The organism is Conexibacter sp. W3-3-2 (assembly GCF_009707605.1).
GTDB classification, from domain to species: Bacteria; Actinomycetota; Thermoleophilia; order Solirubrobacterales; family Solirubrobacteraceae; genus Paraconexibacter; species Paraconexibacter algicola.
Genome location: NZ_WLYW01000001.1, coordinates 815,796 through 827,871, shown reverse-complemented (window position 1 = coordinate 827,871; position 12,076 = coordinate 815,796). Strand labels below are relative to the sequence as shown.

The following is a 12,076-nucleotide window of genomic DNA, read 5'->3' as shown; positions in this document are numbered from 1 at the left end:
CGGGGTACGGTGCTGGGCGTGCGTCTGCAGAAGCATCTCGCCCACGCGGGCGTCGCGTCCCGCCGCGCCTCGGAGAAGCTCGTCTTCGAGGGTCGTGTGATGGTCGACGGGGTCGTCGTGCTCGACCCGGCGACCGACGTCACCGGCACCGAGCACATCACCGTCGACGGCCTGGAGATCGCCTCCCCGACGACGCAGGCCCGCGTGGTCTACGCCGTCAACAAGCCCGCCGGCGTCGTCTCGACGGCGCGCGACACCCACGGGCGCCCGACCGTCGTCGACCTCGTCGACGCCGACGTGCGGCTCTACCCCGTCGGTCGCCTCGACGCCGACACCACCGGCCTGCTGCTCCTGACCAACGACGGCGAGCTCGCCCAGCACCTCACCCACCCGAGCTTCGAGGTCCCCAAGACCTACCGGGCGCGGGTCGAGCACCCGCCCGTCAAGGAGGCGACGCTGCGACGCCTGCGCGAGGGGGTCCGGCTCGACGACGGGATGACGCTCCCCGCGAAGGCCCGGGCGCTCTCGCGCGAGGAGGTCGAGCTGACGCTGCGCGAGGGTCGCAAGCGCCAGGTCCGCCGCATGCTCGAGGAGGTCGGCCATCCCGTGGTCGCGCTCCAGCGCGTCGCGTTCGGCCCGTTGCGGCTCACCGGTCTGGCCGAGGGGCGCGCGCGGCGCCTGACCGCCGCGGAGGTCGAGCGGCTGCGCGCGGCGGGGCGCCCGTCACCGCCGCCGCGCGGCTGATTCAATCCGCGTCCATGCGCCTGTTCGCCCTCCGCGGAGCCTCGTCCGTCGACCAGAACTCCGGCGAGGCGATCCTCGGCGCGACCGACTGGCTGATGCGCGAGATCATGAAGCGCAACGAGCTGACCCCCGACGACGTCGTCAGCTGCATCTTCACGCTCACGCCCGACCTCGACGCCGACTTCCCCGCCGTCGCCGCGCGCGCTCTGGGCTTCGACCGCGTGCCGCTGCTGTGCGCGCAGGAGATCCCGGTCCCCGGCGCGCTCCCGAAGGTCATCCGCGTGCTGATGCACTACTACGCGCCCGACGGCCACGAGGCCCGGCACGTGTACCTGGGGGAGGCGCGCGCCCTGCGCACCGACCTCGACTCCGCCCAGTAGCCGCACGGCGCCGGGACGGCGCGCACGGGCGGTAGCCTGCTGGCGTGGCCATCGAGTTCAACGAGCGCGTCGCGCGCATCCCCGTCTACCCTGCGGCCAGCGCCTACGCGCTGCCCGAGGACGTCGCCCTGCTGGCCTCCAACGAGGCCCCGGACCCGCCGCTCCCGGCGGTCCAGGAGGCGGTCGCCAAGGTCCTCGGCGGGCTCAACCGCTACCCGGACCCGACCAACGCACTGCTGCGTCGCGCGCTCAGCGACCGCACCGAGGTGCCGCCGCACCGCATCGCGATCGGCAACGGCAGCTGCGACATCCTGCTGGCGGCCGGTGACGCGCTGCTCGAGCCGGGCGCCGAGCTCGTCTACGCGTGGCCGAGCTTCAGCGTCTACCCGCACCTGGAGGCGGCCTCGGGCGCGCGTGGCATCCGCGTGCCGCTGAACGACCGCCAGGAGCACGACCTCGACGCGATGGCGGCGGAGATCACCGCGGCGACGCGCCTGGTGATCGTCTGCAACCCGAACAACCCGACCTCGACCGCGATCCCGCTGGCGGACATCGCCAGGTTCCTCGAGAAGGTGCCCCGGCACGTCTGCGTGCTGCTGGACGAGGCGTACTGCGAGTACAACACGCTGGAGGACCCGGACTCGTCGATCGACCTGCTGAAGAAGCACGACAACCTCGTGCTGCTGCGGACGTTCTCCAAGATCTACGGTCTCTGCGGCCTGCGGGTCGGCTACGCGCTCTGCGGCGGTGACGAGTTCCCCACCGCCGTCAACCAGGTCCGCCAGCCGTTTTTCTGCAACCAGGCCGCGCAGGCGGCGGCGATCGAGGCGCTCAAGCACCAGGACGCCGTGGCCGAGCGCGTCGAGCGCGCGGTGATCGCGCGGGTCGAGCTCGAGTCCGGACTCGCCGAGCTGGGCATCACCCCGGCGGACTCGCAGGCGAACTTCGCCTGGTTCGACCTGCCCGACGGCTACGAGGAGAAGGCGATCGTCGACGGCCTCGCCGCCCGCGGGGTGCTCGTGCGCGCAGGCAGCGCGCTCGGTCGCGAGGGGGCGCTGCGCGTCACCTACGGCACGCCGCAGCAGAACGACCGCTTCCTCCACGAGCTCGGGGTGCTGCTCGGCGCCTGACGGACCGACGGCGCCAGCCGTCTGGTCAGGGCGCTTGCCGGATCGCGGGCGGGGGTGGTACGGTCGCCCCGTCCATCCGGTCATGCCCGTGACCAGATCTGCCTCCGGGGAGGAGCGCATGTCCCGCCGACGCGTCCTGGCGCTCGCCGCCGCCCTGCTGTCCGCCGCGCCCGTCGCCACCGCGACCGCCCAGGCCCGGCCCGACGACGACCCCTTCTACGGGGTGCCCGCGGGCATCGCCGGCCTCGCCGACGGGACCGTCATCGACGCGCGACCGGTCACCGCCACCCGGTTCTCGCTGCCGATCGACGCCGACGCCTGGCAGGTCCGCTTCAAGACCCGCGACACGACCGGCGCGCCCTCGGCCTACCTCACCACCGTCCTGCGGCCCCGGACGCCGTGGACGGGGGACGGACCGCGCCCGGTCCTCAGCTACCAGATGCCCGAAGACGGGGTTGGGCTGCGTTGCGCCCCCTCGTGGGTGCTCACGCAGGGCCTGCGCGCGCCCACCAACACCACGCCCGACGCGCAGACGGTCGCCTCCGCCGTCGAGCGCGGCTGGACCGTCGTAGTCCCCGACTACCAGGGCCCGGACTCCGCCTGGCTCGGCGCCGACGGGCAGGCCCGCGGCGTCCTGGACGGGCTGCGCGCCGCCCGTGCCTTCGCGCCCGCCGGGATCGACCCGCGCGCCCCGATCGGCCTCTGGGGCTACTCCGGCGGCGCGATCGCCTCCAGCCCCGCCGCCCAGCTGCACCCGACCCACGCGCCCGAGCTGCCGCTCGTCGGCGTCGCGCTGGGCGGCAACAACGCCAGCATCCGCGAGGGCCTGCGCGCCTTCGACGGGGGGCCCGCCGGCGGCGCGATCGTCATCGGGCTGATCGGCCTCGACCGCGCCTACCCGCAGGCGCGCCTCACCTCGTTCCTCTCCGCCCGGGGACGGGCCGCCGTCGCGCGCAGCCAGGACGACTGCATCGTCGACGCCGCCCTGAAGCACCCCGCGTTCCGGGCGGCGGACGGCCTGACCGACCCGGGCGCGATCGACCGCGAGCCGTTCACCGAGGTCTTCCGGCAGGCCAGCCCGCTCACCTATCCCGGCGTCCCCGCGGTCCCGGTCTACGACTACCACGCGACCGGCGACGAGCTCGCCCCGATCGCCCCCTCGCGGGAGCTGCTGCGCCGCTTCTGCCGGGCCGGCGTGCCCGTGGAGCACGTCGAGCACCCGGGCGAGCACTTCACCGAGGTGGCCGTCGGCGAGCCGGGGGCCCTGCGGTTCCTCGCCGCCCGGTTCGCGGGACGCCCGGCGAACAGCACCTGCACCGTCCCGCCCGATCCCGCCCCGTCAGCCACCCCGGGCGCCCGCCCGCCCGCCGTGGCACCCGGCCGCCCGTGCGCACCACGCCGCACCTTCGCGGTCGCCGTGCGCCGCCCCGCCCGCGGACGCCTCGTCGCCGTGCGCGCCACGCTCGGCGGGCGCCGGGTCGCCGTCGGCCGCGACCGTCGCGGCCGGTCCGTCGTGCGGGTGCGGCTCGCCGGCCGCCGACCCGGGCTCGTGACGCTGCGGATCGTCGCGCGGACCAGCACGGGTGCGCGCCTCGTGCAGACCCGCACCTACCGGGTCTGCGCCCCGCGCCGCTCGTGACCGGGCGCGGGCGCTGCTACGGTTCGCAGCGCCCGTGACGTTCCTCGCCGACAGCAGCAGCACCCGCACCGCCGTCGGCTCTCCCGTGGCCCATCGCGCCGCGTCCTATGCCCGGTCCTGGCGATTTCGCCAGGCGCTCGGCCGTTCGTCGTCCTGACCGGGCGCGAATCGCCCCTCGTTGAGGCCCTCAGGGCCGAGCGCCGCCGCCGCGGAGCCATCCCGGCTCCACCCGCCGACCGTATCCCTGTTGACGAAGGACGCCACCGCCATGACCCACCGCACCACTCCCCGAACGATCGCCGGCCACACCGTGGGAGGCGACGAGCTGCTGCTCATCGCCGGCCCCTGCACGGTCGAGTCGCGCGCCCAGCTCACCGCCGCCGCCGACGCGGTGCTCGCCGCGGGCGCCACGATGCTGCGCGGCGGCGCGTACAAGCCGCGCACGTCGCCCACGAGCTTCCAGGGGCTCGGCCCCGAGGGCCTCGAGCTGCTGCGGGAGGCCCGCGAGCGGACCGGCCTGCCGATCGTCACCGAGTGCGTCGACCCCCGCGACGTCGAGCGGGTGGCCGCCGTCGCCGACGTCGTCCAGGTCGGCGCGCGGAACATGCAGAACTACACGCTGCTCACCGAGCTCGGGCGCGCCGGGATGCCCGTCGTCCTCAAGCGCGGGCTGTCCGCCACGCTCGCCGAGCTCGTCAGCGCCGCCGACTACATCCGCAACGGCGGCAGCGACGACGTCGTCCTCTGCGAGCGGGGCATCCGGACCTTCGAGACCGCCTACCGCTTCACGCTCGACATCCTCGCCATCCCCGTGCTGAAGGGGATGACCGACCTGCCGGTCATCGTCGACCCCTCGCACGCGGCCGGCCGCCGCGACCTCGTCGAGCCGCTGTCGCTCGCCGCGATCGCCGCCGGGGCGGACGGGCTGATCGTCGAGACGCACCCGGACCCGGACGCCGCCGTCTGCGACGGGCCCCAGCAGCTCCACACGCGGGACCTCCCCGCCTACGTCGCGCGACTGCGCGACGCCGCCGCCATCGGCGGGCGCGCGCTGACCGCCGGGTCGGCCATGGTCGCGTAGGGTTCGCCCCCGTGCGTCTGGCCATCCTCGGAGTAGGGCTCATCGGCGGGTCCGTGGGCCTCGCCGCCCGCGAGCGGCTGGGCGCGCAGGTCGTCGGCTACGACCCCGACGGCGACGCGGTGCGCACCGGCCTCGCGGTCGGCGCGCTCGACGCGCCCGCCGACGACCTCGCCGCCGCGGTCGGGGACGCCGACCTCGTCGTCGTCTGCGCGCCGGTCGGCCGCATCCCCGCGGTCGCCGCCGACGCGCTCGCCGCCGCCCGCCCCGACGCGATCGTCACCGACGTCGGCTCCGCCAAGCGCGACGTCGTCGCCGCGCTGCCCGACCCGCGCTTCATCGCCGGCCACCCGCTCGCCGGGGCAGAGACCGCCGGGGCGGCGGGGTCCCGCGCCGACCTGTTCGACGGCGCCCCCTGGTACCTGACGCCGACGTCCGCCACCTCGGGCGTGCACTTCGAGCGGCTCACGCGCTTCGTCGCCGGGATCGGCGCGCGCCCGCAGGCGATCGACGCCGCCACGCACGACCGTCTGATGGCGTCGGTGTCGCACCTCCCGCACGTGATCGCCAACGTCATGGTCGCCCAGGCCGCGCAGGCGCTCGGCGGCGACGGGTCGCTGCCCGCCACCGGCCCCAGCTTCCGCGACGCCACCCGCGTCGCCGGGGCCAACACGACCATGTGGACGGACATCTACCTCGCCAACCGCGACGCGCTCGTCGACCAGCTCGACGACGCCGTGGCGCGGCTCCAGGACGTCCGCGCCGCGCTCGTCGCCCAGGACGCCGGCGCGATCGCGCGCTGGAACGACGCGGCCCGCGCGGACCGCGAGGCGCTGCTGCAGGTCGGGCTCGCCGGCGGCGAGGGACCGGCACGCGAGCTGCGCGTGACCGTCACCAACCGGCCCGGCATCGTGGCCGAGATCGCGCTCGCCCTGGGGCGGGCGGGCATCAACATCAACGACATGACCCTGTCGCCGTCCGCCGACCGGCGGACCGGGGAGGTCGCCCTGTGGGTGGCCGCCGACCGGGCCGGGCGGGCCGCCGAGCTCGTCGCCGGCCTGGGGCTGCAGATCGAGGGGGAAGCGTGAGCGCAGGGAAGGGCACCACCGTCCGGTTCGATCCGGCGGGCCGGCTGAAGGGCTCGATCGTCCCGCCGGCCGACAAGTCGATCTCGCATCGCGCCGCGATGCTCGGCGGCATGGCGACCGAGCCGGTCGTCATCCGCAACTACCTCGAGGCGGCCGACACCACCTCGACGCTCGACGCGATGGGCACGCTCGGCGCGATCGTCCAGCGCGGCCCGGACGAGATCGTCGTCCGCGGCACCGGCCTGCGCGAGTCCTCCGAGGTCGACGGGCCGATCGACGTCGGCAACGCGGGCACGCTCATGCGGCTCCTGCCCGGCCTGCTGGCCTCCCAGGAGGGCCGCAGCTACACGCTCGACGGGGACGCGTCGATCCGCAAGCGGCCCGTCGACCGCGTCGCGATCCCGCTGCGGGAGATGGGCGCGTCGATCGAGGCGACCGACGAGCGCTACCCGCCGTTCACGATCACCGGGGCGCGGCTGCGCGGCATCGAGTACACGCTGCCGGTCGCCAGTGCCCAGGTGAAGTCGTGCGTCCTCTTCGCCGGGCTCACCGCCGACGGGCCGACCACGGTCGTCGAGCCGGTCCCCAGCCGAGACCACACCGAGCGGATGCTCGCCGCCGCGGGCGTGTCGCTGCACCGCGAGGGCGACCGCATCACCGTCACCAACGCGGACGAGCTCGTGCTCGACACGATCACCGTGCCGGGCGACCCGTCGAGCGCCGCGTTCGCGATCGCCGCCGGCGTGCTCGTCCCGAAGTCCCGGCTGCTCGTCAAGGGCAGCGGCGCGAACTGGACGCGCACCGGCTTCGTGCGGATCCTGCAGCGGATGGGCGGCGTCGTCCTGGGCGAGCTCGAGGACCCGGCGGGCGACGGCCAGATCCCCGGGGTCGAGCCGATCACCGACCTCGACGTCGCTCACGGCTCGCTCGTCGGCACCGTCGTCGAGCCGCACGAGGTGCCGCTGGCGATCGACGAGCTGCCGCTCGTGGCGCTGCTGGGCTGCTTCGCCGAGGGGGAGACGGTCGTCCGCGGCGCCGAGGAGCTCCGCTTCAAGGAGTCCGACCGGATCGCGCTCGTCGTCGACGGCCTGCGCGGCCTCGGCGCCGAGATCGAGGCGACCGAGGACGGGTTCGTCGTCACCGGCACCGGCGGCCTGCGCGGCGGCACGATCGAGTCCCACGGCGACCATCGCCTCGCGATGCTCGGCGCCGTCGCGGGCCTCGCCTCACGGGAGGGCGTCACGGTCGTCGGCATGGACGCGGCCGCCGTCTCCTACCCGACGTTCACCGAGGACATCACGGCGCTGCTGCGCCGCTGAGCCGACCGGCCGCGGGGCGCCGCACCGCCCCGCGACGCGGCGGCGTGCCACCATCGGGGCCATGTTGGTCGCGATCGACGGTCCTGCGGGGGCCGGGAAGAGCACCGTCGCGCGCGCCGTCGCCGACGCGCTCGGCTACACGTACCTCGACACCGGTGCCATGTACCGGTGTGTCGGCCTGCGCGCCGACGCGATCGACCTCGCCGACGCGGGCCGGCTCGACATCCGCTTCGACGGCGACCGCGTGCTGCTCGACGGCGAGGACGTCAGCGAGGCGATCCGCACGCCCGAGGCCGGGCAGGCCGCCTCGCGCGTCGCCACCGACCCGCGCGTGCGCGAGGCGATGGTCGGCCGGCAGCGCGCGCTGATCGCCGACGGCGCCTGGGTCGCGGAGGGCCGCGACATCGGCACCGTCGTCGCCCCCGACGCCGAGGTGAAGGTCTGGCTCGACGCCGACCCCGCCGAGCGCGCCGCCCGCCGCGGCATCCCCGTCGAGGACCTGCTCGAACGCGACGAGCGCGACGCCACCCGTGAGCACGATCCGATGGTCGCCGCCCCGGACGCCGTGCACGTCGACACCACCGGGCTGACGATCGAGGAGGTCGTCGCCGCCATCGTCGCGCTCGTCCCGCGCACACCAGGAGCATCCGCATGAAGGTCGCGATCGTCGGCTACCCCAACGTCGGGAAGTCCTCCCTCGTCAACCGCCTGACCGGCACGCGGGAGGCCGTGGTGCACGAGCGCGCGGGCATCACGCGTGACCGCAAGGAGCTGCCGTGCGACTGGAACGGTCGCCGCTTCACGCTCATCGACACGGGCGGCATGGACGCGCTGGACGAGGACCCGATGGGCGTCTCGATCCGCGCGCAGGCCCGGGCCGCGATGGGGGAGGCGGCCGTGACCGTGCTGGTCGTCGACGCGCGCGCGGGCATCCGGCCGGGCGACGAGGAGCTCGCCGACCTGCTGCGCCGCCACGACAAGCCGGTGCTGCTGGCCGCCAACAAGGTCGACAGCGTCGAGCAGGCGGCGGCGACCGCCGAGTTCTACGCGCTGGGCATCGGCGACCCGATCGCCGTCAGTGCCGCCCAGGGTCTCGGGACCGGGGACCTGCTGGACGCGATCACCGCGCTGCTGCCCGAGGAGGACGAGGCCGACGAGGACGACGACGTCATCCGGCTCGCGCTGATCGGCCGTCCGAACGTCGGCAAGTCGACGATGCTCAACCGCTTCCTCGGCGAGGAGCGCGTGATCGTCAGCGACGTCGCGGGCACGACCCGGGACGCGATCGACATGCCCCTGGAGGTCGACGGCCGCAAGCTCATCGTCGTCGACACCGCGGGCATGCGCCGCCAGGCGAAGGTCCAGGAGTCCGTCGAGTACTTCACGACGCTGCGCTCCCAGCGCGCGGTCGAGCGCGCCGACGTCGCGCTCGTGATCTGCGACGCGCAGGACGGCATCACCGCGCAGGACCTGCGGATCGCCGAGCTGGCGATGAAGGAGGGCTGCGCGACCGCGCTGGTGCTGAACAAGTGGGACGCCGCCCCGATGCAGGAGGCCGACCTCGACCACGAGCGCGCGCACGCGACCCGCAAGCTGCGGCTGCGACCGAAGGTCCTCACCGCCAGCGCGCAGACCGGGCGGCACGTCGCCCGGATCCTCACCGAGGCGATCGCGCTCGGGGACCGCATGAAGGGCCGGATCCCGACCTCGGAGCTCAACCGCTTCCTGTCGGACACCGTGCAGGCCAAGCAGCCGCCGGCCAAGCAGGGCCACCGGCTCAAGCTCCTGTACATGGCGCAGATCGACGAGCGGCCGCCGCGGTTCGCGATCCAGGTGAACTCCCGCAACCGGGTGACGCGCGACTACGCGTACTTCGTCGAGAATCGGCTCCGTGCCCGCTACGGCCTGGACGGGGTCCCGGTGATCATCGACTTCAACGAGCGCGACCAGCGGCGCAGCGACCGCTGATGCCCGCGGGACGCCCGCGGCTCCTCGCCGTCCTCGCGGCGGCGCTCGTCGTCGCGGTCGCGGCGGCGCTCGTGCTGCTGCTCACCGGTGGTGACGACGCGCCCGACGCGCCGCCCGCGGCGCGCGCCACCGCGCTGATCCCCGCGGACGCGCTCGTCTACCTGCACCTCTCGACCGACGCGCAGCGCCCCGGGACCCGGGAGGCGGAGGCGATCGCCCGCCGCTTCCCCGGCTTCGCGCGCGTGCGCGACGACGTCGTGCGCCGCCTCACCGCCCCGAGCTGCGGCGTGCGCGCGGCGGACGTCCGCGGCGCCGAGGCCGCGCTCGCCTTCCTCGACACCGGCGGTGGGACGGCCGGGTCGCTCGTGCTGCTCGACACCGGCCGCGAGCCGCAGGGCACCCCGCGCGACCGCCAGTGCGGCCCGGTGCAGACCGCGCGCATCGGTCGGTTCCTCGCGGTCGGGCAGCCGCAGACGCTGCAGCTCGCCCGCGAGCTCGCCCGCGGCAAGGGCCGGTCGCTGGCGCAGCAGGCCCGGTACCGCCGGGCCACCGCGCAGCTGCCCGCCGACCGGGTCGCCGACGGCTGGGTCTCCCGCGAGGGGGTCGCGCGGCTGCTCGCCCCCCGGGGCGGCCTGCTCGGCGGGGCGGGGACCCTGCTGGCGCAGCCCGGGCTCGTCGGGGCGGCGATCGCGGTCAGCTCGCGCGAGGACGGCGCCCTGCTGACGGTCCGCTCCGCCCTGGAGCGGCCGACGGGCGCCGCCGGCACGTTCCGGCCGTTCACGCCGCGGCTGCAGGACACCGCGCCCCGCGGTGCGCTCGCGTACCTCGCGGTCAGCGGCGTCTCCGGCGGGCTGGCGCGCATCGCCGACGTCGCGGGCGGCAGCTTCGCCGGCCTCGGCCCGCTGCTCGTCCGCGCCCGCCGCGAGCTCGCCCGGCAGACCCCCGGCCTGCAGCGCGACCTGCTCGACCTGTTCCGCGGCGAGGTCGGCCTGACGCTCACCCCGGGCCTGCCCGCCCCGACCCTGACCGTCGCGGTCGCCGCCCGCGACCGCGACGCGACCGCCGCCGCGCTGCGCCGCGTCGAGGCGCCGCTGGCCCGCATCCTCGCCCCCTCCGGCGGGCCGACACCGCGCTGGACGCGCGCCGACGGGGTCGCGTCGCTGCGGCTCACCGCGGGCATCGAGGTCCACTACGCGGTCGACGAGGGACGCGTCCTCATCGCCACCCGGCGCGACGGCGTCCTGGACGCGCGGCGCGCCGACGGCGGCCTCGCCGGCAGCGACGCGTGGCGGGCGGTGCTCGGAAACGGCGGAAAGCCGACCACCTCGCTAGTCTTTCTCGACCTCAGTCAGCTTCTGCGCCTCGCCGAGCAGACCGGCCTCAACGATGACCGCGCCTACCAGGCCGTCCGCGACGACCTGGTGAAGGTCCGGGCGATCGGAGCCCGCTCGAGCGGCAGTGCGGACGAATCCACCGCGGAGATCCTTCTCTCGATCCCATGAGCACCTACGCCGACAACGAATACCTGTTCACGTCCGAGTCCGTCTCGGAGGGGCACCCCGACAAGGTCGCCGACCAGATCTCCGACGGCGTCCTCGACGCCGTGCTGGCGAACGACCCGAACCCCGAGAAGGCGCGCGTCGCCTGCGAGGTGCTCGTCAACACGGGTCTGGCCGTCGTCTCCGGTGAGATCCGCACCGACGCGTACATCGACATCCAGAAGATCGCCCGCGAGACGATCCGCAAGATCGGCTACACCGACGCGGCGCTGGGCTTCTCCGCCGACTCCTGCGCGGTCCTCAACGCGATCGACCCGCAGTCCGACGACATCGCCGCCGGCGTCGACGACGCCGCCGAGCACAAGGGCGGCTCCGCCGACGACCTCGACCTCGAGGGCGCGGGCGACCAGGGCATCATCTTCGGCTACGCCACGAACGAGACCCCCGAGCTGATGCCCGTGGCGATCCAGCAGGCGCACCGTCTGGCCGAGCGCCTCGCCGAGGTCCGCAAGAACGGCGACCTCGACTACCTGCGCCCCGACGCGAAGACCCAGGTCTCCGTCCGCTACCGCGACGGCAAGCCGGTCTCGATCGACAAGCTGCTGATCTCCACGCAGCACACCGCGGAGTACAGCGATCAGGCGAAGATCAAGGCCGACCTCTGGGAGCACGTCGTCAAGCCCGTGCTGCCGGCCGAGCTCTACGACGAGAACACCCTGCTGGGCGAGTTCCTCGTGAACCCGACCGGCCGCTTCGTCATCGGCGGTCCCGTCGGCGACACCGGCCTGACCGGCCGCAAGATCATCGTCGACACCTACGGCGGCGCCGCCCGCCACGGTGGTGGCGCGTTCTCCGGCAAGGACAGCTCGAAGGTCGACCGCTCCGCCGCGTACGCGACCCGCTGGGTCGCCAAGAACGTCGTCGCCGCGGGCCTCGCCGACCGCGCGGAGATCCAGGTCTCCTACGCCATCGGCGTCGCGCAGCCGATCTCCATCCTCGTCGAGACGTTCGGCACCGAGAAGATCCCGCACGCGAAGATCAACGCCGCGGTCCGCGAGGTCTTCGACCTCCGCCCGCTCGCGTACCGCCGGCACCTGAACCTGTTCCGCCCGATCTTCCAGAAGACCGCGGCCTACGGCCACTTCGGCCGCCAGGACCCGGACTTCACCTGGGAGAACCTGGACAAGGTCGACGAGCTCAAGGCGGCCGCGGGCGTCTAGCGCCCGCGCCA

12 protein-coding genes are annotated in these 12,076 nt (G+C 74.8%); all 12 read left to right on the top strand.

Annotated elements, in window-relative coordinates:
- Positions 1-18: 18 nt before the first annotated feature.
- The 12 genes from GKE82_RS04175 (at position 19) to metK (ending at position 12,065) form a co-directional block, all read left to right on the top strand.
- Complete coding sequence (locus GKE82_RS04175) at positions 19-744, top strand: pseudouridine synthase (protein ID WP_309233401.1); 726 nt, start codon at positions 19-21, stop codon at positions 742-744.
- A 14-nt stretch (positions 745-758) separates the two neighbouring features.
- Complete coding sequence (gene aroH, locus GKE82_RS04170; protein WP_107570492.1) at positions 759-1,124, top strand: chorismate mutase; 366 nt, start codon at positions 759-761, stop codon at positions 1,122-1,124.
- A 44-nt stretch (positions 1,125-1,168) separates the two neighbouring features.
- On the top strand, positions 1,169-2,254 hold the full coding sequence (locus tag GKE82_RS04165) for a histidinol-phosphate transaminase (protein ID WP_107570491.1): 1,086 nt from the start codon (positions 1,169-1,171) through the stop codon (positions 2,252-2,254).
- 118 nt (positions 2,255-2,372) lie between these two features.
- On the top strand, positions 2,373-3,893 hold the full coding sequence (locus GKE82_RS04160; RefSeq protein WP_196189049.1) for a lipase family protein: 1,521 nt from the start codon (positions 2,373-2,375) through the stop codon (positions 3,891-3,893).
- Between the two features lie 34 nt (positions 3,894-3,927).
- Positions 3,928-4,050 (top strand): hypothetical protein, encoded by a 123-nt coding sequence (locus GKE82_RS29720; RefSeq protein ID WP_255450656.1) that lies wholly within the window; start codon positions 3,928-3,930, stop codon positions 4,048-4,050.
- A 111-nt stretch (positions 4,051-4,161) separates the two neighbouring features.
- Positions 4,162-4,974, top strand: a complete 813-nt coding sequence (gene aroF / locus GKE82_RS04155) for a 3-deoxy-7-phosphoheptulonate synthase (RefSeq protein ID WP_154732407.1) — start codon at positions 4,162-4,164, stop codon at positions 4,972-4,974.
- Between the two features lie 11 nt (positions 4,975-4,985).
- Positions 4,986-6,059: a prephenate dehydrogenase/arogenate dehydrogenase family protein gene (locus tag GKE82_RS04150; protein ID WP_196189048.1), complete on the top strand. Its 1,074-nt coding sequence runs from the start codon at positions 4,986-4,988 to the stop codon at positions 6,057-6,059.
- Positions 6,056-7,378, top strand: a complete 1,323-nt coding sequence (aroA, locus tag GKE82_RS04140; RefSeq protein ID WP_309233400.1) for a 3-phosphoshikimate 1-carboxyvinyltransferase — start codon at positions 6,056-6,058, stop codon at positions 7,376-7,378. Before GKE82_RS04150 ends, aroA begins: the two co-directional genes overlap by 4 nt.
- A 61-nt stretch (positions 7,379-7,439) precedes the next feature.
- On the top strand, positions 7,440-8,033 hold the full coding sequence (gene cmk / locus GKE82_RS04135; RefSeq protein WP_107570487.1) for a (d)CMP kinase: 594 nt from the start codon (positions 7,440-7,442) through the stop codon (positions 8,031-8,033).
- Positions 8,030-9,346, top strand: a complete 1,317-nt coding sequence (gene der, locus GKE82_RS04130) for a ribosome biogenesis GTPase Der (RefSeq protein WP_154732406.1) — start codon at positions 8,030-8,032, stop codon at positions 9,344-9,346. Before cmk ends, der begins: the two co-directional genes overlap by 4 nt.
- Positions 9,346-10,848, top strand: a complete 1,503-nt coding sequence (locus GKE82_RS04125; RefSeq protein ID WP_154732405.1) for a hypothetical protein — start codon at positions 9,346-9,348, stop codon at positions 10,846-10,848. The genes der and GKE82_RS04125 overlap by 1 nt, the downstream gene beginning before the upstream one ends.
- Positions 10,845-12,065 (top strand): methionine adenosyltransferase, encoded by a 1,221-nt coding sequence (metK, locus tag GKE82_RS04120; protein ID WP_154732404.1) that lies wholly within the window; start codon positions 10,845-10,847, stop codon positions 12,063-12,065. The genes GKE82_RS04125 and metK overlap by 4 nt, the downstream gene beginning before the upstream one ends.
- Positions 12,066-12,076: the final 11 nt, after the last annotated feature.